This window comes from Mesorhizobium sp. LHD-90 (genome assembly GCF_030929505.1).
Lineage (GTDB): Bacteria > Pseudomonadota > Alphaproteobacteria > Rhizobiales > Rhizobiaceae > Kumtagia.
Map to the genome: position 1 here is coordinate 182933 of NZ_JAVFVV010000003.1, position 20587 is coordinate 203519.

A 20587-nucleotide genomic window follows, 5' to 3' on the forward strand; every position below is an offset into this window, starting at 1 on the left:
GGGCGGAACCATGGTGGCGGCGTGGGGTTGAGTCCGAAAGGGAGCCGCCCGGCGGCGGTGATCCGTCCATGCTCGACCTGCTGCAAATCGTCAGCCTGTTGCTTGTCGCCGTCGCAATGGCGCTGTCGCTGGCCCATGCGCTGGAGCTTCCCGGCAAGCTGCGGCTGACGGAAGGGGAGTATCTGGCTGTCCAGCCGATCTACTATCCCGGCTTCACCATCGGCGGCACCGCCGAGCCGCTGGCCGTCATCGCGCTGATCGCCCTTGCCTTCTTCATGCCGGCGGGCGCGCCGTTCTGGCTGACGCTTGGCGCGGCGGCGGCGCTTGCGGCAATGCAGGCGGTTTTCTGGCTGGCGACCCAGCCGGTGAACAAGGTCTGGCTGCAACGGACAAAACTGTCGAAGGCCGGCGAGAGCTTCTTCCGTACGAAGGATGCGCAGGGGCGGTCCGACGCCGACTGGCGCGGCCTGCGCGACCGCTGGGAGGGATCGCATGTCGCCCGCGCCGCGCTCGCGACGCTCGGCTTCGTCCTGCTTGCGGCGGCGGTGGTGCTCGTTTGAGTGGCCGTCGCCACAAGCTCGCGAGCCGGTCACTACCCAAAATTTGACCGATTGATAAAAAATCGAAACGTGCTAGCCTGACCCCAACAAAGCCAGCGAAAAGCCAGCTCAAGGGGAACATGGATGGCTGAAGGCCAGTTCAAGCAAGGCATCGCCGCGGCGCGCCTGGCGCCGGCGCAATATGCCGAGAATTTCTCCGATCTGCACCCGCCGCTCGACCATCACGAGGCGCTGGTCGAGGCTGACCGCTGCTACTTCTGCTACGACGCGCCGTGCATGAACGCGTGCCCGACCTCGATCGACATCCCGCTGTTCATCCGCCAGATCGCCACCGGCAATCCGATAGGCTCGGCGAAAACCATCTTCGACCAGAACATTCTGGGCGGCATGTGCGCCCGCGTCTGCCCGACCGAGACGCTGTGCGAGGAGGTTTGCGTGCGCGAGACGGCGGAGGGCAAGCCGGTGCAGATCGGCCGGCTGCAACGCTACGCCACCGACACGGCGATGCGCCAGGGCAAGCAGTTTTATGAGCGCGCAGCACCTACTGGCAAAAGGATCGCCGTGGTCGGCGCCGGCCCGGCGGGGCTCGCCGCCGCGCACCGGCTGGCGCGCTACGGGCACGCGGTGACCATCTTCGAGGCGCGCCCCAAAGCCGGCGGCCTCAGCGAATACGGCATCGCCGCCTACAAGAGCGTCGACGATTTCGCCCGCGCCGAGGTCGACTACGTGACGGCGATCGGCGGCATTTCGATCGAGAACGGCAAGGCGCTGGGGCGCGACATCCAGCTTTCCGAACTGACGGCGCAGTACGACGCCGTGTTCCTCGGCATGGGCATGGCCGGCGTCAATGCGCTGCGCGCCGATGGCGAGGATGCCGACGGCGTGCGCGACGCGGTCGAGTTCATCGCCGAACTGCGGCAGGCCTCCGATCTTAGCGAGTTGCCGGTCGGGCGGCGGGTGGTGGTCATCGGCGGCGGCATGACCGCGGTCGACGCGGCGGTGCAGTCGAAGCTGCTTGGGGCAGAGGAGGTAACCATCTGCTACCGGCGCGGCCAGGAGCACATGAACGCCTCTGAATACGAGCAGGATCTGGCCGCCGCCAATGGCGTCGCTATCCGCCACTGGCTGCAGCCGAAGCGGGTGATCGCCAAGGGCGGCAAGGTGGTCGGTATCGAACTCGAATACACCGCGCTGGCCGGCGACAGGCTGGCGGGAACCGGCGAACTTCTCATGCTGCCCGCCGACCAGGTGTTCAAGGCGATCGGCCAGACTTTTGTGCCGGCAGCGCTGAACGGCAGCGGGGCGGTGATTGCGCTGGAGGGCGGTCGCATAAAAGTCGACGCTGAGGGCCGTACCTCGCTGGCGAAAGTGTGGGCCGGCGGCGACTGCGTTGCCGACGCACGCGAAGATCTGACGGTGTCGGCGGTTGCCGCGGGCCGCGACGCGGCGGAGAGCATTCATCGGGCGCTTTCTGCCGACTGATGCCGATGTTGCGGGTGTTCGACTGGATACTTCGTGGCTTCGGATTGATCTGTCTGTTTGTGGTCGTGGTGGTGCTTGGCTTTTTCCTGTGGCCGCGCTCCCCAGGGCCGGTGCTTCCCGAAGTGTTCGGGTGGGGTGGACTGGATCGAAATCAGGAATACAAGATTCTTTGGGAACTGAAGGACCCTCGTGCTCCAAATGGCGACTACACCGAAATCAGGTGCATTGCCTTGGAGAGGTTCGAGCCATCATCCCCCGAACGATGGGTTTTGGGGCCGGAGGTGAACGAGATTTATGTGAAGGCACGAGAGATTGCCTCGGCATGGCCCGGCACTTCTCCTCGTCCCGAATGTATCGATAACGTCAACTCGTCCACCGTTCGGATGTTTGTATGGCGGATTGAACTCGAGGGCAGGCATATCGGCGCAATGCAAGTGATGCTGTTCGACGATGTCACGAAGCGCCTGTTGTCTTTTGCATACCAAGTCTGATTGAGCGCCTAGGAGAACGCACCCATGGCAGACATCCGCAACGACTTCGTCGGCATCAAATCGCCAAATCCCTTCTGGCTGGCTTCGGCGCCGCCGACCGACAAGGCCTACAACGTCATCCGCGCCTTCAAGGCGGGGTGGGGCGGCGTAGTGTGGAAGACGCTGGGCGAGGAAGGGCCGCCCGTCGTCAACGTCAACGGCCCCCGCTATGGCGCGATCTGGGGCGCCGACCGCCGCCTGCTCGGCCTGAACAACATCGAGCTGATCACCGACCGCGCCTTGCAGATCAACCTGCAGGAGATGAAGCAGGTCAAGATGGACTGGCCCGACCGGGCGCTGGTCGCATCGATCATGGTGCCCTGCGAGGAACATGCGTGGAAGGCGATCCTGCCGCTGGTGGAAGAAACCGGGGCGGACGGCATCGAGCTGAATTTCGGCTGCCCGCACGGCATGAGCGAGCGCGGCATGGGCTCGGCGGTCGGCCAGGTGCCGGAATATATCGAGATGGTGGTGCGCTGGTGCAAGCAATATACGCGCATGCCGGTGATCACCAAGCTGACGCCCAACATCACCGACATCCGCAAGCCGGCACGCGCCGCGCATGCCGGCGGCACCGACGCGGTGAGCCTGATCAACACGATCAACTCGATCACCTCGGTCAATCTCGACAATTTCGCGCCCGAGCCGACCATCGACGGCAAGGGTTCGCATGGCGGCTATTGCGGACCGGCGGTGAAGCCGATCGCGCTCAACATGGTGGCCGAGATCGCCCGCGATCCGGAAACGCGGGGTCTTCCCATTTCGGGCATTGGCGGCATCACCACCTGGCGCGACGCGGCGGAGTTTCTGGCCCTGGGCGCCGGCAACGTGCAGGTGTGCACGGCGGCCATGACCTATGGCTTCAAGATCGTCCAGGAGATGATCGAGGGGCTGAAGAACTGGATGGACGAAAAAGGCCACCGCTCGCTCGACGATGTGATCGGCCGCGCCACGCCGAATGTCAGCGACTGGCAGTTCCTCAACCTCAATTATGTCGCCAAGGCGCGCATCGACCAGGATTTGTGCATCAAATGCGGCCGCTGCCACATCGCCTGCGAGGACACCTCGCACCAGGCGATTACCTCGATCGTCAACGGCGTCCGCCACTTCGAGGTGATGGAAGACGAGTGCGTCGGCTGCAACCTGTGCGTCAATGTCTGCCCGGTCGAAGGCTGCATCACCATGGAGCCGCTGGCAGCCGGCGTCATCGACCAGCGGACGAACAAACCGGTGTCGCCGGTCTATGCCAACTGGACCACGCATCCGAACAACCCGATGGCGCGGCAAGCGGCGGAGTAGAAACGCAGGGGACAGCTTACTTTATCCCCTTGTGTGTCCGGCAAATCGTTGAGCCTTTCAGGGGATAAAAGTAAACTGTCCCCGGGTTCTCGCGCCGGGTTGCGTTTGCACTTTCGGTAGCGCTTGCAATCATCTATCACCGCCTGAAACGGGCGGGTGGACATGACGGTTGCAGAACTTCTGACGCATATCGGCCGGATCGTCTTCGGCGGCTTTTTCCTCATCGCCGGCATCCGGAATTTCCTGCATTTCCGCGAGCGTACGGAGCTTTCCACCAACTATGGCTGGCGGTTGCCGGCCGTGCTGATCGCCGTGGGTTTCGCGATGCAACTTGTCGGCGGCGTGTCGCTGATCTTCAATCTGCATGCCGCGACCGGGGCGGGACTGCTGATCGTCTTCCTCGTCGTGGCGACGTCGCTTTACCACAATCTCTTCATGTTCCAGGGCAAGGAGCGCGACCCGCATCTTTATCTGACGCTGGTCAACATCACGCTCGCCGGCGGCCTGCTGATGGTGATCGCCGACGCGCTGTGAGTGCCTGCCGTCTGTTGAGCGGTTGGGCCGTCCTGACGCCGTCGGGAAGATCTGGCTTCCGCGCAATTGCTACGCCGGCACGGGCTGTTCCGTCCGCCACGCCGTCCACTGCCTGATCAGCACCGGCACGATGAGCGCCAGCCCGAGCAGGGTCGAATAGAGCTCCGGCGCGATCAGCAGCAACGCGGCGACCAGCAGAAGCACGTTCTCCCAGGGTTTCGTGCGCACCAGCATGAAGCGCGAGAGCGCCGCGCCCAGGCAGGTGATGCCGATGACGCAGCCGCCGAAGGCGAGGACAAAGTTGGACCAGGTGAAATCCTTGGTGACCAAGAGCAGCGACGGCGAGAAGACGAAGACGAACGGCACCAGCACCTTGCCCAGGCCCAGCCGGAACGCCGTGTTGCCGGTCTTGAAGGGGTCGGCCCCGGCCATGCCCGCCGCAGCGTAGGCGGCAAGCGCGACCGGGGGCGTGATGTCGGCCAGCACGCCGTAGTAGAAGACGAAGAAGTGAGCCACGATGGGTTCGACGCCGAGCAGACCGAGCGCCGGGGCGGCGATGGTCACCATGATGATGTAGTTGGCCGTCGTCGGGATGCCGCAGCCCATCAGGATGCAGACGACCCCGGTCATGATCAGGGTGAAGAGCAGCGTCAGCGTGTTGGCTGCGAACCACGGCAGCAGCGGCCCGAACACGTCGGCGAGTTGCGCCGCGGTCGAGGTCACGATGTAGGAGACCTTGAAGCCGACGCCGGTGAGCGTCACCACGCCAACGACGATGCCGACCGTGGCGGCGGCCGCGCCCACGGCCAGCGCGTATTTGGCGCCGTCGCGCAGGCTCTCGACGATCTCGACGATGGTGAGCCGCCGGCGCGGGTTGAGCAGGCCGACCAGAATACAGAGCGTGATGCCCCAGAAGGCGGCGAGATAGGGTGTGTAGCCGGCGAGCAGCACGCCGATCAGCACGATCAGTGGGATGATCGTCGGCCAGTCGCGCTTCAGCGCCCCGACGATGTCCGGCATCTCGTCGGGGCGCAGGCCGCGCAGGCCGCTGCGCTTGGCCTCGAAATGCACCTGCATGAGCACGCCGAAGAAATGCATGAAGGCCGGCACGATCGCCGCCAGGATGATGGTCGTGTAGGGCAGTTCCAGGAACTCGATCATCAGGAAGGCCGCAGCGCCCATGATCGGCGGCGTGATCTGGCCACCGGTGGAGGAGGCGGCCTCCACCGCGGCCGCGAAATGCCGCTTGTAGCCGAGGCGGATCATGGCCGGGATGGTGAGCGAGCCGACCGTGACGGTGTTGGCGACCGACGAGCCGGAGATCATGCCGAACAGCGCCGAGCCGAAGATCGACACTTTTGCCGGCCCGCCGGCGAAACGCCCGGCGACGAAAGCGGCGCAATCAAGGAAGAGCTGGCCGAGCCCGATGCGGGTGGCGAAGACGCCGAACAGCACGAAATGGAACACGTAGGTGGCGACGACGCCGAGGGCGATGCCGTAGATGCCCTGGGTGGTCAGGTAGAGATGGTCGACGAGCTGCGCCACCGTGGCGCCGGGATGGACGAGGATGCTCGGCATCCACGGCCCGTACAAGGCATAGGCCATGAAGATCAGCGCGATGATCGGCAAGGGCCACCCTACCGAGCGGCGGGTGGCTTCCATCAGAAGCAGGATCAACGCGCCGCCGAGCACGACGTCGGCGGTGGTGGGGTTGCCGACGCGGAAGGCGAGGTCGTCAAGCGGGATCAGCGGCACATGCGCTACGGCGACCACGGCGACAATGGCAAGCGCCCAGTCGAAGAGCGGGATGCCTAGCGGCCGCAGCAGCGTCGACGTGGCCGGCTGGTCGTAGCCGCGCTTGCGGAAGGGAAAGACCAGGAAGACGAGGGCAAGCACGAAGGAAAGATGAATTCCCCGGTGGATCATCTCCGGCAACAGGCCGAAGCCGGCGGTGTAGTAGTGGAAGATCGACAGGACGATCAGCAGCCCGCCGACGATCCACCCCGCCGTCCGGGAGAGCGGGCGGAAGCGAATCTCGGAATCGAATTTCTCCTCGAGCTCGCGTGCTTTCGCCTCGTCGAGTTCCATCGGCGCGAGATGAACGTCTTCCGTCTTCTTTTCCGTCATTGGGCCACGTTCATCGGTTCAGATGCAAAAAAGGGCGGAAAGCAGGCTCTCCGCCCGGGATCGGTCGCGCCTGGCGCGGCCTATTTCAGGACGCCCGCCTCCTTGTAGAACTTTTCCGCGCCCGGATGGAACGGGATGCCTGCGCCCGCTACCGCGTTTTCCAGCGTGATCTGCTTGCCCTTGGCATGACCCGCGTCGAGCGCCTTGCGGGTGCCGTCGCTGTAAAGCGACCTGGTGATGTTGTAGACGAGGTCGTCAGGCTGCTTGGCGCTGGTGACCCACTGCGCGGCGACCGCCAGCGTTTTGGTCTCCGGAACGCCCTTGTAGGTTTCGGCCGGCACGGTGTTGGCCGAGAAGAACTTGTATTCGCCAAGCAGCTTGTCGATCTCAGGGCCTTCTACCGGGACCAGGGTGATCGGTGTGGAGGCCGACAGTTCGGTGATCGCGCCGGCCGGGAAGCCGCCGACGAAGAAGAAGGCGTCGAGCGCACCGTCGCGCATCTTCTCGCCCGATGGGCCGGGCTTCAGATATTCGGGGCTGATGTCCTTCTCGGTGATGCCGAAAGCGCCGAGCACGATGCGGCTGTCGACGATCGTGCCCGAGCCGGGCTCATCGATGGAGACGCGCTTGCCCTTGAGGTCGGAGATCGACTTGATGCCGGCATCGGCGCGGGCCACCACGTGAAGAGTTTCGGGATAGAGCGTGGCGATCAGGCGCAGGTCCTCGACCTTGCCCTTGCCTTCGTAGAGGCCGGTTCCCGAATGCGCCCAGAAGGCGACGTCGGATTGAGTGAAACCGGACTCCGATGCCCCGCTCTGGATGGCGTTGATGTTCGCCACCGAGCCGTTCGACGATACGGCGGTGGCGACCAGACCTTCCACGCCATTCGGACCGGTTGCGGAGATGGCGTTGGCGATCAGCCCGCCGATCGGATAATAGGTGCCGGACGTTCCGCCCGTGCCGATCCGAAAAAAAGCCTGTTGGGCGAAGGCGCGCCCGGCGCTGGCGGCGGCTGCGAGCCAGGCCGCCCCGGCCACAAAGCCGCGGCGGTTGATTGAATAGGCCATTATCGTTCTCCCTTGTTTCGCGCCGAGATTGAAAAGGCTGCGTGGCGATTGTCAACCTGTTGCCATCGACGTCCACAAATCTGCACCGTCACCGGTAACAGCGGATCGCGCGGTTTTCGGGGAATCGGGCGGGGGGTGTGGGCAAGTTCCGGAAGAGCCGGCGGCCGGCATTTTTCCACAGTTGGGTAGCAACCTATTGCGGATAAAAAATATCCATGATACAAAATATCCACGATAGGAGATCGGCCATGAAACTGAGCGAAGGCGTGGAGGCGGCAATCCATTCGGCGATCGTGCTGGCTGACCTGCCCGAGGGTGCGACCCTGCCGGGTTCGGCTCTCGCCGAGTATCACGGCGTCTCTGGAAGCTACCTGCTGAAGCACCTGAAGGACCTAGTTGCCGCAAAAATCCTGGAGTCGGTGCCGGGTCCGGCGGGCGGCTATCGCCTGGCGCGCGGCACCGACAGGATCAGCCTGCTCGACGTGGTGCTGGCGGTGGAGGGGGCGCAGCCGGCCTTCCGCTGCCTGGAAATCCGGCAGAAGGGGCCGGGCGCGCTGGAGTCCGCCGCCTACAAAAAACCGTGCGGCATCAACACGGCGATGCTGAAGGCCGAGCGCGCCTGGCGCGCCGTGCTCGCCGAGACAAAACTGTCCGACCTGATCGAGGAATACGCGATCGACGCCGACCCGCGAGCGGTGGCGTATGGCTGCGCCTTCCTCGAACGAAACCAGCGCATACCACGCTGACCGATCTTCCTCCCAGCCAAGATGAAAGGAATGGCTATGAAGGCCCGTATGAATTTCTTTGCCAAGGCGCCGGTGCTGCTCGAAGCGATGCGCGCGCTCAACAAGGCGGTGGACGAATCCGGCTTCGAGCGCAAGTTGCTGCATCTGGTGAAGCTGCGCGCCTCTCAGATCAACGGCTGCTCATATTGCGTCGACATGCATGTCAAGGAGGCGCGGCATGACGGTGAAAGCGAACAGCGCCTGCATCTCGTCAGCGCCTGGCGGGAAAGCCCGCTTTATTCCGAACGCGAGCGCGCCGCTTTCGAATGGACGGAAGCCGTGACGCTGCTGCCACAAAGCAAGGCGGCCGACGAGTTCTATGCGCCGCTGACCACGCATTTTTCCGACGAGGAGATCGTGCAACTCACCATGCTGATCGGCGTGATCAACACCTGGAACCGGCTCTGCGTCGCCTTCCGCTCGCAGCATCCGGTCGACCGTCAGGTCGAAGCGGCGTGAGCTTGCGAGGGAAAGGCGGCACCAACTCGGGCCGCCCATGCAAACTGGAGGGACTATGGAATCCGAACTGTCAATCGCACTGATCGCGGTCGGCCGCATCCTGCTCGGCGGCGCGTTTGTGTTCGCGGGCATCCGCAACATCATGAACGTGTCCTTCTTGAGCGGCCTGATGGCGGCGCGTGGTGTCCCGCTGGCGAAGCCCGCACTCTACGCCGGCATCGTGCTGCAGATACTGGCCGGCGTGCTGCTCGCCGCCGGTCTGTGGGTGCCCTGTGCCGCCGCGGCGCTGATCGTCTTCCTGATCGCGGCGACCCCGATGTTCCACAATTTCTGGGATGTTCAGGGGCCGGAACGGGCGGCGAAGATCAACGGTTGGATCGGCAATGTCGCGCTGGCAGGCGGGTTGCTGATCGCGGCGGCGTAAGCGAATTGAGCATCGGGTAGCGCCCCCTCACCCGCCCTCCACTTCGCTCGGGCGACCTCTCCCCGCTGGGGAGAGGAGGTTTTCGACGCCTTCGCCACACTTCAACGTAACGGTATAGGTTGGCGCAAGCGGCGCAGGTCTCCTCTCCCCAACGGGGAGAGGTCGCCCGAGCGAAGCGGAGGGCGGGTGAGGGGGCTTGGGCACGTCCGAACGGTCAAACCTCGACCGTGTCGAAAATCAGCAGGTCGACGCCGCCGTCGGCAAAATTGGCGAGGTCGCCGGCGGTCGCCTGGCCTTCGGGCGAACCGAGCGCGCTCTGGATTGCGGCTACGGAGTCGAACTCCAGCGTCGCCACCAGGTGAAAATCGGACGGTCCGGAGGGCATGCCCACCGCGCCCTTGCTGATGTCGTATTTGCGCAGGCCCGGGATCTTCTTGGCCAGCGGGATATGGGTGGCGTGGTAGTAGCGATCGAAGGCGGCCTTGTCCTTCGGCGTCTTGTAGAGTGCGATCAGTTTTGCCATCGGTTCCTCCCGGTTCTGTTTCTGGTGCCGGGAGGATCGTGTCTGGCGGCTGACATCAGGTCAATGCGACCTTGGGGGAAATCGCCGCGATCTAATTCCGTGGCAGCGTCGCAAGCTGGTAGACCGACACCGTATGCCCGTCGGGGTCGCGAAAGTCGGCAAAAAGGCCGTCCGGCGCTGGCGATACAGGCGTCACGATCTCGACGCCGGCCGCAGCCAGGCGCTCGACAAAAGAATCTATCCCTCCTTCCGCCAGACCGAAGACGACATTTGGCGTATTGCCCGGCTTGGGGTCGCCGGGAAATGCCATCACATCGATGTCCGGGCCGATCTTGGTCATGAGGAAGCTGAACCCATCCTCATCGTGACGATCGAATTCGAGGCCGAGATGGGTGCGGTAGAACTTGTCCGTGCGGTCGAGGTCGGTGACGTTGAAGATGATGGTCACGCCGTTGAGCTTGACGGTCATTGGGTCTCTCCATGTTGATCACGCATAGAGTTGCCGCCGCCGGGCAAAACGTGATCGCGGACCGAAAAGAAAATCGGGATGCCGTCGGGATCGCGGATCGCGAAGCTTCGCCGAGGCACGCCGGGAATGGCGGATTTCAGGGCGCGACGGGCGGGACCGTCCCCTTGAAGACGCTCCAGCCGTTCATAGTCCGGGCTCGTTCCATGCTGCCTTAGCGAACGACGCAACCCGCTCAGTCGCTGGCGCAGTGCGACGTCGCTCAGCCCGAGCAGGAAGCCGATTTCGCGGCGACCCATCCCGGCGTCGATCAGACGGGCAACGACACGCTGGGCAGGCGGCAGGGTCTCGATGACCTCGCCGGGCAGGCGCGGGAGCGACGCCGCCGCGCCGCGCGCCACGAATTTCGCGTGGTTACTGATCGCGCCGCGCGCCCAGGCGAGAAAGCCGGGGCCCGAGCAGCGGCGTCCGCTGCCGACAGCCGCCAGAAGCACATCCTGAACGAGATCGTCGGCGTCGCAGGCGGCGCGCGAACATTTTGCCGCAAAGCGCCTCAGGGCAATCACAATATCGTCGTTAAGGTCGCTCGCCATCCGCCATTCTTATGGGTGACCGATGAGCCGTCAAGCTGCTATCGGACCGGCCGCAGCCCGTGCAGATAGAGTTCCTCCAGGAACCGCGCCGCGTCCTCGAAGCGGCCGTCGGCGCCGCGATCCGGTCCAAGGACGGCGCGCACCTGCACGTCGAAGTCGGCATAGTGCTGGGTGGTCGCCCAGATCGAGAAGATCAGATGGTAGGGGTCGGTGCGGGCGATCTTTCCGGCCCGCATCCAACCCTTGATCACCTCGACCTTGTCGTCGACCAGCGCCTTCAACTCGCCTTCCAGCATCGGCATGACGCGCGGTGCGCCCTGCAGGATCTCGTTGGCGAACAGCCGGCTCTCGCGCGGAAAATCGCGGGCCATCTCCAGCTTGCGACGGATGTAGCTCCTGAGCTCGGTCATCGGGTCGCCGATGTCGTCAAGCTCGCGCAGCGGCGCCAGCCAGGTGTCGAGCAGGCGCTGCATCAACGTCACATGAATGTCTTCCTTGCTTCGGAAATAATAGAGCAAATTGGGTTTCGACATGCCGGCGGCGTCGGCGATCTGGTCGACGGTGGCGCCGCGAAAGCCGTTGGCCGAGAAGACTTCCAGCGCCGCTTCCAGGATGAGTTCGCGCTTCTCCTGCTGGATGCGGGTGCGGGGCCGGCGCGTCGGGCTGTCCATCAGGCGCGACGCCTTTCGCAGCCAGCAAAACAGGCGCTCTGGCCCAATCGTCTGGACCAGTTTCTGTCCTGCTGTGGAGCGCGATTTCGGCGCGTCATTTCCGATACTATTGTCTTGACCGCCGATCCGGCGGTGCTAACGTTTGTCCAATCGGTCAAAATTTGCGTATCACCAAACGTCGCGAAGACCAAGCGTCGGCCGTTAGCTGGTTAGGGGAATTTCTGGGAAAGGCTTGGTCATGTCCAACCGTTTGAAAGTCGCGCCGAACGATTTGTCCGCCTTCTGGATGGGGTTCACGCCGAACCGCCAATTCAAGAAAGAGCCGCGCATGGTCGTGTCCGCCAAGGACATGCACTACACGGCGATCGACGGCAGGCAGATCCTGGACGGCGCCGCCGGCCTCTGGTGCGTGAATGCCGGCCATTGCCGTCCTAAGATCGTCGAGGCGATCCAGGAGCAGGCTGCCAATCTCGACTTCGCGCCGACTTTCCAGTTCGGCCACCCGCTTGCCTTCGAGCTTGCCAACCGGCTGGTCGACATCGCTCCGAAGGGGCTTGATCATGTCATGTACACCAACTCCGGCTCGGAGTCGGTCGATACGGCGCTGAAGACGGCCATCGCCTATCACCGCGCCAAGGGCAACGGCTCGCGCTTCCGCCTCATCGGCCGCGAGCGCGGCTATCACGGCGTCAATTTCGGCGGCGTCTCGGTTGGCGGCATCGTCTCCAATCGAAAAATGTTCGGCACGCTGTTGACCGGTGTCGACCATCTGTCGCACACCCACAATCTCGCCAGGAACGCCTTCACCAAGGGCGAGCCCGAGCATGGCGTGGAACTCGCCGACGAACTGGAGCGCATCGTCGGCCTGCATGACGCCTCGACCATCGCGGCCGTCATCGTCGAGCCGGTCGCGGGTTCGACCGGCGTTCTCATCCCACCGAAGGGTTATCTGAAGCGGCTGCGCGAAATCTGCGACAAGCACGGTATCCTGTTGATCTTCGACGAGGTCATCACCGGCTACGGCCGTCTCGGCACGCCATTCGCAGCCGACTATTTTGGCGTGACGCCCGACATCATGATCACCGCCAAGGGCCTGACCAACGGCGTGATCCCGATGGGCGCGGTGTTCGTGACCAAGGCGATCCACGACGCCTTCATGAACGGGCCGGAGCACATCATCGAGTTCTTCCACGGCTACACCTATTCGGGCAACCCGATCGCGTCGGCCGCCGCGCTCGGCACGCTCGACACCTACAAGGACGAGGGGCTGCTGACGCGCGGCGCCGAACTCGCGCCCTATTGGGAGGAGGCGGTGCATTCGCTCAAGGGTGAGCCGAACGTCATCGACATCCGCAACATCGGCCTGATCGGCGCGGTCGAGATGTCACCGATCCCCGGCGAGCCTGGCAAGCGCGGCTTCAACTCGATTATTCGCGCGTTCGAGCACGGCGCTATGCTGCGTATCACCGGCGACATCATCGCGCTGTCGCCGCCGCTGATCATCACCAAGGGCCAGATCGACGAGTTGATCGACCACGTCCGCGACACCATAAGGGCAGTGGCGTGACCTACCAGGCAAGGCAGCAGGCGAACGCCACGAAAGTGATGGAGGACGATCATGTGCGCGTCACGCGCTGGGATTTCGATCCCGGCGCGGAGACGCGATGGCATCGCCACGAGATGGACTACGTGGTCACCACGCTGACGCCGTGCAGCTTCCTGCTGGAAGAGCCGGGCGGCGCCACGCGGCGCGTCGACATGGAGGCCGGATCGGTCTATCGGCGTGACGAAGGCGTGGAGCACAATGTCGTCAATGGCGGCGACCGGCCGATGAGTTTTGTCGAGATCGAACTGAAGCGGTGAGGGTGGCATGGCGGCGCCGGGCGAGAATCTGCGAATCAATCCAGAGCGTTTGTGGGATTCGCTCATGGAAATGGCGAAGATCGGCCCCGGCATCGCCGGCGGCAACAACCGCCAGACTCTGACCGACGAGGACGGCGAGGGTCGGCACCTGTTCAAGCGCTGGTGCGACGCCGCCGGGCTCGAAATGGGCGTCGACGAGATGGGCACGATGTTTGCCCGCCGCGAAGGCTCCGACCCCAGCCTGCCGCCGGTCTATGTCGGCAGCCACCTCGACACCCAGCCGACCGGCGGAAAATTCGACGGCGTGCTCGGCGTGCTCGGCGGATTGGAGGTTGTCCGCACCCTCAACGACCTCGGCATCAGGACAAAACATCCGATTGTCGTGACCAACTGGACGAACGAGGAGGGCGCGCGTTTTGCCCCGGCGATGATGGCGTCCGGCGTGTTCGCCGGCGTGCTCGACCAGGCCGACATCTACCAGCACACCGACCGCAACGGTAAAAAATTCGGCGAGGAGCTGGAGCGCATCGGCTGGAAGGGCGAGGAAAAAGTCGGCGACCGCAAGATCCACGCCTTCTTCGAACTGCATATCGAGCAGGGGCCGATCCTCGAGGACGAGGGCATCGATATTGGCGTGGTTACCCATGGCCAGGGCCTGAAATGGCTGCAGGTGACGCTGACCGGCAAGGAGTCGCATACCGGCTCGACACCGATGCCGAAACGCCGCAACGCCGGGCTCGGCATGGCGCGCGTCACCGAACTGGTGCATGAAGTGGCGATGGACTACCAGCCGGACGCGGTGGGCGCGATCGGCCACATGGAAGTCTATCCCTGCTCGCGCAACATCATCGCCGGAAAAACCGTCTTCACCATCGACATCCGCTCGCCGGAAAAAGAAGTGCTGGACGCGATGGACGGGCGCATCCGCGAGGGCATCGACCTGATCTGCGAGGCGCTCGACATCAAATACGAGATCGAGCAGGTCGGCCATTTCGACCCGGTGACCTTCGACGAGAACTGCGTGAAGGCGGTGCGCGACGCCGCCGAGCGGCTCGGCTACAGCCACCGCAACATCGTGTCGGGCGCCGGCCACGACGCCTGCTGGATCAACCGCGTGGCGCCGACCGCGATGGTCTTTTGCCCATGCGTCGACGGGCTTTCGCACAACGAGGCCGAGGACATTTCCAAGGAATGGGCGGCCGCCGGCGCCGACGTGCTGTTCCACGCCGTGGTGGAAACGGCGGGGATTGTGGGATAATCTTGCCCTCTCGCCCGGAGGATTAATGAGGGCTGGCTACTTCTCCATAGGTGCGCTGATCGGCGCGACGTTTGCCGGCCTCTGGGCCGGCACCGTGGGCTTGTTTGCTGCCATGGCTGTCGATCGGAGCGATGCGCCTATATTTGCCTATCCCCTGGCCGTTCCTGGGGCTATTGCCGGTGGCGGCTTCCTCGGATTTTTGGTGGCTGTGATAGCCACGGTTCCTGTGGCGTTCGTCGCGGCGTTCATAGTTTTTCCGTTGACGCGGTTCATCAGAGGCAGGGTCGCGCCGACACGCGCCAATGCCGCGGCCCTCGGAATACTTGTCGGTGTCATGCCACTCACCATACTTTCAATCAGTGGCGCCATCGCAAACGGTAGCCAAGCTGCGCCGCCATCGATGATCTTTGCCGGCGCTGTCGGTGGAGCGGTTGCAGGCCTGATATATCGAGCGTTGCTGTTCTATCGATATCCCGGTCTGGCCGCCGAATGATGGCGGCAACCGTGAGCCTTGTGAGCCTCTTGGAAGTCATCAACGACTCCGCATGAGAGTTGTCGGCCTGTTGCTCGCTCTCGTATCGACCGACGCGCTTGCGTGGGAAAAATTTTCGCCGGGTGAAAGCTGGGACTGGCAGTTGACCGATCCGGTCGACCTTGAGCGCAAAGTCGATGTGCTCGACCTTCATCCCGAACTTGTCCAGGCGGACATCTTGCGGGCGTTGAAGTCGCGCGGCGTGAAAGCCATCTGCTACGTCAGCGTCGGCACTCTGGAGAAAACATCGCCGGATCGCGGCCGGTTTCCGAAAGAAGTCGTCGGCAAGGTTTACGGCGACTGGCCGGACGAGCGCTTTCTCGACATCCGCCGGCTCGACGTGCTGCTGCCGCTGATGAAGGCGCGGTTCGAGGTGTGCAAGGCACTCGGCTTCGACGCCATCGAGCCCGACAACATCGACGTGCACGAGAACGATTCGGGCTTTCCGGTGAGCGCCGGGCATGTTGAGGCCTATGTGTTGGCACTTGCCATGGCCGCGCACGAGCTTGATCTGGCCATCGGCCAGAAGAATCTGCCGGAACTGACGGAAGAGCTTGTCGAATCGCTCGATTTCGCCGTCACCGAAAGCTGCTTCCAGGACGGATGGTGCGAGCAGATGGTTCCCTATGTTGCCGCGGGCAAGGCGGTGTTCGATGCCGAATATCTCGACCGGCCGCTCGACCTCGCGGCGGCGTGCGAAACGGCAAAGGCGCTTGGCCTTTCGATGATCGCCAAGGACAGGGATTTGACAAGGACGCTGCGTAGCTGTCCGGATTGACGGCGAAGGTTCGGACGGGCCTGGCCGCGAGGCGCATGGCCGCAAAGGCTGGCGGCTCAGCCTGGGAGGAGAGGGGGGTGCTTTCATGAACTCATTGCACGGTAGCGTAGGCGCTCTCGCCTTGATGATGCTCGCGGCATGCGCGGCAAACGCCGCCGAAACGCTGCCGATCGCCGGCGCCTATGGCAATGCGGACGGCTGCAAGTTCCACAAGGATGGCACGATCGACGGCGACGAACTGCTGCTGCTGACGGCGGATTCGGTGCAGAGCTACGGCACCGGCTGCGACATCTTGCAGGCGCTGCCGGGCAAGGACGGCGCCTTCCTCATTTCCGGCATATGCGGCTTCGAGGGCGAGGAGACGATCGCGCCGCGCATGATGGTGATCACCAGGGTAGCCGAGGATTCGGCAGCCCTGGTGATCCACGACGAGGACGGCACGGTATGGGGCGATGTCGAGCCGTGCCCTTAGGCGGCGGCGTTGAAAGCGGCGGCGAAAAGGCTGATATTGTGGGTTCCGACGACAGGAGGCCGCCATGGGACGACCGCGCGAATTGACCGACGAGGAACGCGCCGAACTGATCGCCAAGGGGTACCGGCCCGTCGAAGTGTGGGTGCCTGATATCTGGTCGGACGAGGTCTGGAATCAGGCTTTCAAGGATTGCGACCTGATCCGCGCTTCCGAAGAACGCGCCGATGTGAATCTTTGGGTAGAGGGAGCTGCCCGGGAGACCATGCGGCTCATCGAAGAAATGGAAGAGAACGGCTTGTGAAGCGCGGGGACATCGTCATCGTTTCGCTCCCAGGCGACTATGGCAAGCCAAGGCCGGCGGTTGTTCTTCAGAATGACAGGTTGGAAGGTCGCCTGGAAAGCTACATCATCGCGCTTATGACGACCTTCGACGAAGGCGCGAGACTCTTGCGCGTTGACGTTGCGCCAAGCGCCGAAAACGGCCTGAAGCAGGTCTCCAAGATCATGGTCGACAAGCTTTATGCGATACCTGAGCACAGGATGCATCAGCATATCGGCAAGCTGGATCGCGATTCCCTGCGCCGGATCGATCGGGCTCTCATGATGATACTGGATCTTGATCCTCTGAAGCCGGGCTAACCGTCGGGTTAGGATGCCGGCACCAGGGCATCCAGATGCGGCAAGAGCACCACGCTTTCCTGCTCGTTCGGATCGGTCCGGGCGATCACCGCCGAGGCCGGCTCATTGGACAGATTGGCCGGCAGGTGCGGCACGCCGGCCGGAATGTAGAAAAGATCGCCGGCGCGGGCGACCAGCAGGTTTTCCAATTCGTCGCCGTACCAGGTGTGGACCTCGCCGGAGAGCACGTAGATGGCGGTTTCGTGACTTTCATGCATATGCGCCTTGGCACGGCCGCCCGGCGGTACGGTCAAGAGGTGCATGCAGATGCCTTGCGAGCCGACCGTCTCTTTGGCGATGCCGGCGAGATAACGAAAACCCTGCTTGCCGTCATAGGTGCCTTCGGCCCGCAGCAGGCGGCAGGTCGGCTTCGATCCGTCTTCCATCTTGGTCTCCCGGAAACCCTGTCCAGCGAATGATGACGGCGAGGGCGCAAATTGATGTTCATACGGCATCAGCGACAGGCCGCCGCTCTTGAAGCTTCGCCCGTCGGTGCAGCAAGATGATTTCATGAACACTGCAGTCGTTTCCGCCAGCGGCCTGTCGCTCACTTTCCAGACCAATGACGGTCCGGTCAACGCCCTGTCGGACGTCGATCTGACGATCGGCAAAGGCGAATTCGTCTCCTTCATCGGCCCGTCCGGATGCGGCAAGACGACGTTCCTGCGCGTCATCGCCGATCTGGAAAAGCCGACCGCCGGTTCCATCCTGGTCAACGGCATGATGCCGGAGCAGGCGCGCGAGGCCAGGGCCTACGGTTACGTCTTCCAGGCGGCGGCGCTGCTTCCGTGGCGCACCATCGAAAAGAACGTGGCGCTGCCGCTTGAGGTGATGGGAATGAGCCAGTCCGAGCAGCGCGCGCGCGTCAGCCGCACCCTCGATATGGTCAACCTCACCGGCTTCGAGAAGAAATATCCGTGGCAGCTTTCGGGCGGCATGCAGCAGCGCGCTTCGATCGCCCGCGCGCTCGCCTTCGACGCCGACCTTTTGCTTATGGACGAGCCGTTCGGCGCGCTGGACGAGATCGTGCGCGACCATCTGAACAAGCAGCTTCTAGAACTGTGGGCGCGCACGGACAAAACCATCTGCTTCGTCACCCACTCCATTCCCGAAGCGGTCTATCTTTCCACCCGCATCGTGGTGATGTCGCCGCGGCCGGGGCGGGTCACCGACGTCATCGAATCGAACCTGCCGCGCGAGCGCCCGCTCCACATCCGCGAGACACCGCAATTTTTGGAGATCGCCCACCGCGTGAGGGATGGGTTGAGGGCGGGGCATAGCTATGAGGATTGAGGCAATCTTCGCCTTCTCTTCGTTTACGGGGAGAAGGTCCCGGCAGGGGGATGAGGGGCGGCGCAAAACTCTCCAAGGTGCGCTCCCGCCCCTCACCTGCCTGCCGGCATCCTCTCCCCGTGAACGGGGAGAGGGGGGCCGGCCGCTTGACCTTCGCTCAACCAGCGAGGGTAGCTAGATGGATTCTCTCCGCGACAAGATCATCCCCGTCACCACCATCCTGCTCGGGCTGGTCGCCGTCTGGTACGTGGCAGCGGTATTCATGAACGCGCCGTTCCAGCGCGATCTTGACCGGCGCGGCAATGTCACGCGCACCACGCTGGAGTTCGTGCAGGCAACGCTCTCGCAGCCGAAACCGACGCTGCCGGCGCCGCACCAGGTCGCGGCCAATTTCTTCGAGAACACGTTTCTCAGAAAAATCACCAGCAACCGCAGTCTTGTCTACCATTCGTGGGTGACGCTGTCGTCGACGCTGGTCGGCTTCCTGTTCGGTACGGCGCTCGGCATCGCGATCGCCGTCGGCATCGTGCATCTGAAATCGCTCGACCGCAGCCTGATGCCGTGGATCATCGCCTCGCAGACGATCCCCATCCTCGCCATCGCGCCGATGATCATCGTGGTGCTAGCGGCGGTGAACGTCACCGGCCTGATCCCCAAGGCGCTGATTTCCACCTACCTGTCGTTCTTTCCAGTCGCCGTCGGCATGGTGAAGGGGCTCCGCTCGCCCGAAATCATGCATCTCGACCTGATGCACACCTACAACGCATCGGCCAACCAGATCTTCTGGAAGCTGCGGGTGCCGGCGTCCGTGCCGTTCCTGTTCGCCTCGATGAAGGTGGCGGTGGCGGCGAGCCTTGTCGGCGCCATTGTCGGCGAACTGCCGACCGGCGCGGTCGCCGGCATCGGCTCGAAACTGCTGGCAGGGTCCTACTACAGCCAGACCATCGATATCTGGGCGGCACTGGTCGCCGGCTCGGTGGTGGCGGCGCTGCTGGTGGCGCTGGTCGGGCTCGCCGGAAAAATAGTCGAGCGCGCGATGGGGGCGCAGCCGGCATGATGGAATTGCTGTCGCTGTCGACCGTCACGCCGAAGTCATGGCAGAGCTATGTCGCCCTGGCGCTTATCCTCGCGGCCGTGCTGCTTTGGCCGATCTTCGCTGAACCGGCGACGTCGGACATTGGGTCTTTCTCGTTCGTTCTGCTTTTTTTGCTTGTGGCAATTGGTGCCGACGGCTTTCCGCCAAAGCCCGCAGCCGGCGTGCTGTTCGTCGGCGCGCACGGTGCCGTGCTGATACTGCTTGCCATGCTGTTGGGCAACGAAGGCGCCGCGCGTCCGCCCTTCTACCTTCTCATGGCGGCAGCCTGGCTGCTCGCCTGGCGCTGCATCGCGCTGCTCTCCGGCCTGCAGCCTGCGGCGCGCTGGGCACAAATTCTGCTCCGGCTCGTCATCCCGGCGATCTTCGGCCTGTGGCTGCTGATCTTCTGGGAGGCGATCACGCGCGGCGCCGGCATCCCCTTCATCCTTTTGCCGCCGCCCAGCGCGGTCGGCGCGCGCATTGCGAATTCCCTGCCGATCCTCGCCGCCGACGTGCAGCAGACCATTTTCAAGGCAGCGCTTGCCGGCTACGCCATGGGCTGCGCGGCGGGCTTCGTCACCGCGATCCTCGCCGACCGCTTCCTGTTCCTGCGCCGCGGCCTGATGCCGATCGGCAACATGGTGTCGGCGCTGCCGATCATCGGCGTGGCGCCCATCATGGTGATGTGGTTCGGCTTCGGCTGGGAATCGAAGGCGGCAGTGGTGGTCATCATGACCTTCTTCCCGATGCTGGTGAACACCGTCGCCGGGCTGGCGGCCAGCGGCCACATGGAGCGCGACCTGATGCGCACCTATGCGTCGTCCTACTGGCAGACGCTGTTCAAGCTGCGCCTGCCGGCTGCCGCGCCCTTCATCTTCAACGCGCTGAAGATCAACTCGACGCTGGCCCTCATCGGCGCCATCGTCGCCGAATTCTTCGGCACGCCGGTCGTCGGTATGGGGTTCCGCATCTCGACCGAGGTGGGCCGCATGAACATCGACATGGTGTGGGCCGAAATCGCGGTTGCGGCGCTCGCGGGTTCGGTCTTCTATGGCGTGGTCGCCCTGTTCGAGAGGGCCGCCACGTTTTGGCATCCGTCTGTCCGTGGTGGATAGACT

The 20587-nt window shown here is 63.8% G+C and carries 26 protein-coding genes; 19 read left to right on the forward strand and 7 right to left on the reverse strand.

From position 1 onward, the window contains the following. The first annotated feature begins 68 nt into the window (after positions 1-68). The 5 genes from RB623_RS04900 to RB623_RS04920 all read left to right on the forward strand — a co-directional run bounded on the left by RB623_RS04900 (position 69) and on the right by RB623_RS04920 (position 4405). On the forward strand, positions 69-560 hold the full coding sequence (locus RB623_RS04900; RefSeq protein ID WP_308055644.1) for an anthrone oxygenase family protein: 492 nt from the start codon (positions 69-71) through the stop codon (positions 558-560). A gap of 123 nt (positions 561-683) precedes the next feature. Next, positions 684-2042 (forward strand): NAD(P)-dependent oxidoreductase, encoded by a 1359-nt coding sequence (locus RB623_RS04905; RefSeq protein ID WP_308055645.1) that lies wholly within the window; start codon positions 684-686, stop codon positions 2040-2042. Between the two features lie 5 nt (positions 2043-2047). Continuing rightward, complete coding sequence (locus RB623_RS04910; RefSeq protein WP_308055646.1) at positions 2048-2533, forward strand: hypothetical protein; 486 nt, start codon at positions 2048-2050, stop codon at positions 2531-2533. Between the two features lie 24 nt (positions 2534-2557). Further along, a complete protein-coding gene (gene preA, locus RB623_RS04915) occupies positions 2558-3871 on the forward strand; it encodes an NAD-dependent dihydropyrimidine dehydrogenase subunit PreA (protein ID WP_308055647.1) in 1314 nt (437 codons plus the stop codon). A 162-nt stretch (positions 3872-4033) separates the two neighbouring features. After that, positions 4034-4405, forward strand: coding sequence for a DoxX family membrane protein (locus RB623_RS04920; protein WP_308055648.1), 372 nt, complete (start codon positions 4034-4036; stop codon positions 4403-4405). A gap of 69 nt (positions 4406-4474) precedes the next feature. Here RB623_RS04920 and RB623_RS04925 read toward each other — a convergent pair whose 3' ends face one another. Together RB623_RS04925 and RB623_RS04930 are read right to left on the reverse strand one after the other, a co-directional pair. Continuing rightward, complete coding sequence (locus tag RB623_RS04925; RefSeq protein ID WP_308055649.1) at positions 4475-6532, reverse strand: TRAP transporter permease; 2058 nt, start codon at positions 6530-6532, stop codon at positions 4475-4477. An 80-nt stretch (positions 6533-6612) separates the two neighbouring features. Then, on the reverse strand, positions 6613-7599 hold the full coding sequence (locus RB623_RS04930) for a TAXI family TRAP transporter solute-binding subunit (protein WP_308055650.1): 987 nt from the start codon (positions 7597-7599) through the stop codon (positions 6613-6615). 248 nt (positions 7600-7847) lie between these two features. Here RB623_RS04930 and RB623_RS04935 point away from each other — a divergent pair, with 248 nt between their 5' ends. Genes RB623_RS04935 through RB623_RS04945 form a run of 3 tightly spaced genes read left to right on the forward strand, consistent with a single transcriptional unit; the run spans position 7848 to position 9267 of the window. Next, positions 7848-8345, forward strand: a complete 498-nt coding sequence (locus RB623_RS04935; RefSeq protein ID WP_308055651.1) for an Rrf2 family transcriptional regulator — start codon at positions 7848-7850, stop codon at positions 8343-8345. 36 nt (positions 8346-8381) lie between these two features. After that, positions 8382-8843 carry a carboxymuconolactone decarboxylase family protein gene (locus RB623_RS04940; RefSeq protein WP_308055839.1) on the forward strand — a complete coding sequence of 154 codons (462 nt, stop codon included), beginning with the start codon at positions 8382-8384 and terminating at the stop codon, positions 8841-8843. A 55-nt stretch (positions 8844-8898) separates the two neighbouring features. Beyond that, positions 8899-9267 (forward strand): DoxX family protein, encoded by a 369-nt coding sequence (locus RB623_RS04945; RefSeq protein ID WP_308055652.1) that lies wholly within the window; start codon positions 8899-8901, stop codon positions 9265-9267. Positions 9268-9481: 214 nt separating this feature from the next. On the opposite strand, the gene RB623_RS04950 is transcribed toward RB623_RS04945, so the two are convergent. From RB623_RS04950 to RB623_RS04965, 4 genes are all read right to left on the reverse strand, one after another. Continuing rightward, entirely contained in the window at positions 9482-9790 is a 309-nt protein-coding gene (locus RB623_RS04950) for an EthD family reductase (RefSeq protein ID WP_308055653.1), read from the reverse strand. Between the two features lie 91 nt (positions 9791-9881). Then, positions 9882-10259 (reverse strand): VOC family protein, encoded by a 378-nt coding sequence (locus tag RB623_RS04955; RefSeq protein WP_308055654.1) that lies wholly within the window; start codon positions 10257-10259, stop codon positions 9882-9884. Next, positions 10256-10849, reverse strand: coding sequence for a sigma-70 family RNA polymerase sigma factor (locus tag RB623_RS04960; RefSeq protein WP_308055655.1), 594 nt, complete (start codon positions 10847-10849; stop codon positions 10256-10258). Before RB623_RS04960 ends, RB623_RS04955 begins: the two co-directional genes overlap by 4 nt. Before the next feature lie 38 nt (positions 10850-10887). Next, complete coding sequence (locus tag RB623_RS04965) at positions 10888-11520, reverse strand: TetR family transcriptional regulator C-terminal domain-containing protein (RefSeq protein ID WP_308055656.1); 633 nt, start codon at positions 11518-11520, stop codon at positions 10888-10890. Between the two features lie 238 nt (positions 11521-11758). Here RB623_RS04965 and RB623_RS04970 point away from each other — a divergent pair, with 238 nt between their 5' ends. The 8 genes from RB623_RS04970 to RB623_RS05005 all read left to right on the forward strand — a co-directional run bounded on the left by RB623_RS04970 (position 11759) and on the right by RB623_RS05005 (position 17062). Next, positions 11759-13087: an aspartate aminotransferase family protein gene (locus RB623_RS04970; RefSeq protein WP_308055657.1), complete on the forward strand. Its 1329-nt coding sequence runs from the start codon at positions 11759-11761 to the stop codon at positions 13085-13087. Positions 13088-13125: 38 nt separating this feature from the next. Beyond that, positions 13126-13383 (forward strand): cupin domain-containing protein, encoded by a 258-nt coding sequence (locus RB623_RS04975; RefSeq protein ID WP_308055840.1) that lies wholly within the window; start codon positions 13126-13128, stop codon positions 13381-13383. A gap of 7 nt (positions 13384-13390) precedes the next feature. Continuing rightward, a complete protein-coding gene (locus RB623_RS04980; RefSeq protein WP_308055658.1) occupies positions 13391-14641 on the forward strand; it encodes a Zn-dependent hydrolase in 1251 nt (416 codons plus the stop codon). A gap of 25 nt (positions 14642-14666) precedes the next feature. After that, on the forward strand, positions 14667-15134 hold the full coding sequence (locus tag RB623_RS04985; protein ID WP_308055659.1) for a hypothetical protein: 468 nt from the start codon (positions 14667-14669) through the stop codon (positions 15132-15134). Positions 15135-15186: 52 nt separating this feature from the next. Beyond that, positions 15187-15951 carry an endo alpha-1,4 polygalactosaminidase gene (locus tag RB623_RS04990; protein WP_308055660.1) on the forward strand — a complete coding sequence of 255 codons (765 nt, stop codon included), beginning with the start codon at positions 15187-15189 and terminating at the stop codon, positions 15949-15951. A gap of 85 nt (positions 15952-16036) precedes the next feature. Further along, the gene (locus tag RB623_RS04995) at positions 16037-16423 is read left to right on the forward strand and encodes a hypothetical protein (protein WP_308055661.1); all 387 of its coding nucleotides are present in this window, start codon (positions 16037-16039) and stop codon (positions 16421-16423) included. A 64-nt stretch (positions 16424-16487) separates the two neighbouring features. Beyond that, on the forward strand, positions 16488-16724 hold the full coding sequence (locus RB623_RS05000; protein WP_308055662.1) for an antitoxin MazE-like protein: 237 nt from the start codon (positions 16488-16490) through the stop codon (positions 16722-16724). Further along, positions 16721-17062 (forward strand): type II toxin-antitoxin system PemK/MazF family toxin, encoded by a 342-nt coding sequence (locus RB623_RS05005; protein ID WP_308055663.1) that lies wholly within the window; start codon positions 16721-16723, stop codon positions 17060-17062. The genes RB623_RS05000 and RB623_RS05005 overlap by 4 nt, the downstream gene beginning before the upstream one ends. Before the next feature lie 8 nt (positions 17063-17070). Here the strand turns inward: RB623_RS05005 and RB623_RS05010 are convergent, their stop codons facing one another. Beyond that, the gene (locus RB623_RS05010; RefSeq protein ID WP_308055664.1) at positions 17071-17487 is read right to left on the reverse strand and encodes a cupin domain-containing protein; all 417 of its coding nucleotides are present in this window, start codon (positions 17485-17487) and stop codon (positions 17071-17073) included. A 124-nt stretch (positions 17488-17611) separates the two neighbouring features. Between RB623_RS05010 and RB623_RS05015 the strand changes: the two genes are divergently transcribed. From RB623_RS05015 to RB623_RS05025, 3 genes are all read left to right on the forward strand, one after another. Beyond that, complete coding sequence (locus RB623_RS05015) at positions 17612-18394, forward strand: ABC transporter ATP-binding protein (RefSeq protein WP_308055665.1); 783 nt, start codon at positions 17612-17614, stop codon at positions 18392-18394. A 178-nt stretch (positions 18395-18572) separates the two neighbouring features. After that, positions 18573-19451: an ABC transporter permease gene (locus RB623_RS05020; RefSeq protein ID WP_308055666.1), complete on the forward strand. Its 879-nt coding sequence runs from the start codon at positions 18573-18575 to the stop codon at positions 19449-19451. Then, a complete protein-coding gene (locus RB623_RS05025) occupies positions 19448-20584 on the forward strand; it encodes an ABC transporter permease (protein ID WP_374121639.1) in 1137 nt (378 codons plus the stop codon). Before RB623_RS05020 ends, RB623_RS05025 begins: the two co-directional genes overlap by 4 nt. Positions 20585-20587 lie beyond the last annotated feature (3 nt).

Bases quoted from the DNA above. Each gene is read 5' to 3' on its own strand.
- RB623_RS04965 (WP_308055656.1), bottom strand. From the start codon at position 11,520: ATGGACAGCCCGACGCGCCGGCCCCGCACCCGCATCCAGCAGGAGAAG.
- preA (WP_308055647.1), top strand. From the start codon at position 2,558: ATGGCAGACATCCGCAACGACTTCGTCGGCATCAAATCGCCAAATCCC.
- RB623_RS05025 (WP_374121639.1), top strand. From the start codon at position 19,448: ATGATGGAATTGCTGTCGCTGTCGACCGTCACGCCGAAGTCATGGCAG.
- RB623_RS04970 (WP_308055657.1), top strand. From the start codon at position 11,759: ATGTCCAACCGTTTGAAAGTCGCGCCGAACGATTTGTCCGCCTTCTGG.
- RB623_RS04900 (WP_308055644.1), top strand. From the start codon at position 69: ATGCTCGACCTGCTGCAAATCGTCAGCCTGTTGCTTGTCGCCGTCGCA.
- RB623_RS04935 (WP_308055651.1), top strand. From the start codon at position 7,848: ATGAAACTGAGCGAAGGCGTGGAGGCGGCAATCCATTCGGCGATCGTG.
- RB623_RS04925 (WP_308055649.1), bottom strand. From the start codon at position 6,532: ATGACGGAAAAGAAGACGGAAGACGTTCATCTCGCGCCGATGGAACTC.
- RB623_RS04920 (WP_308055648.1), top strand. From the start codon at position 4,034: ATGACGGTTGCAGAACTTCTGACGCATATCGGCCGGATCGTCTTCGGC.
- RB623_RS05020 (WP_308055666.1), top strand. From the start codon at position 18,573: ATGGATTCTCTCCGCGACAAGATCATCCCCGTCACCACCATCCTGCTC.
- RB623_RS04960 (WP_308055655.1), bottom strand. From the start codon at position 10,849: ATGGCGAGCGACCTTAACGACGATATTGTGATTGCCCTGAGGCGCTTT.
- RB623_RS05000 (WP_308055662.1), top strand. From the start codon at position 16,488: ATGGGACGACCGCGCGAATTGACCGACGAGGAACGCGCCGAACTGATC.
- RB623_RS04945 (WP_308055652.1), top strand. From the start codon at position 8,899: ATGGAATCCGAACTGTCAATCGCACTGATCGCGGTCGGCCGCATCCTG.
- RB623_RS05015 (WP_308055665.1), top strand. From the start codon at position 17,612: ATGAACACTGCAGTCGTTTCCGCCAGCGGCCTGTCGCTCACTTTCCAG.
- RB623_RS04930 (WP_308055650.1), bottom strand. From the start codon at position 7,599: ATGGCCTATTCAATCAACCGCCGCGGCTTTGTGGCCGGGGCGGCCTGG.
- RB623_RS04980 (WP_308055658.1), top strand. From the start codon at position 13,391: ATGGCGGCGCCGGGCGAGAATCTGCGAATCAATCCAGAGCGTTTGTGG.
- RB623_RS04910 (WP_308055646.1), top strand. From the start codon at position 2,048: ATGTTGCGGGTGTTCGACTGGATACTTCGTGGCTTCGGATTGATCTGT.
- RB623_RS04990 (WP_308055660.1), top strand. From the start codon at position 15,187: ATGAGAGTTGTCGGCCTGTTGCTCGCTCTCGTATCGACCGACGCGCTT.
- RB623_RS04950 (WP_308055653.1), bottom strand. From the start codon at position 9,790: ATGGCAAAACTGATCGCACTCTACAAGACGCCGAAGGACAAGGCCGCC.
- RB623_RS04955 (WP_308055654.1), bottom strand. From the start codon at position 10,259: ATGACCGTCAAGCTCAACGGCGTGACCATCATCTTCAACGTCACCGAC.
- RB623_RS04985 (WP_308055659.1), top strand. From the start codon at position 14,667: ATGAGGGCTGGCTACTTCTCCATAGGTGCGCTGATCGGCGCGACGTTT.
- RB623_RS04940 (WP_308055839.1), top strand. From the start codon at position 8,382: ATGAAGGCCCGTATGAATTTCTTTGCCAAGGCGCCGGTGCTGCTCGAA.
- RB623_RS04995 (WP_308055661.1), top strand. From the start codon at position 16,037: ATGAACTCATTGCACGGTAGCGTAGGCGCTCTCGCCTTGATGATGCTC.
- RB623_RS05010 (WP_308055664.1), bottom strand. From the start codon at position 17,487: ATGGAAGACGGATCGAAGCCGACCTGCCGCCTGCTGCGGGCCGAAGGC.
- RB623_RS04975 (WP_308055840.1), top strand. From the start codon at position 13,126: ATGGAGGACGATCATGTGCGCGTCACGCGCTGGGATTTCGATCCCGGC.
- RB623_RS04905 (WP_308055645.1), top strand. From the start codon at position 684: ATGGCTGAAGGCCAGTTCAAGCAAGGCATCGCCGCGGCGCGCCTGGCG.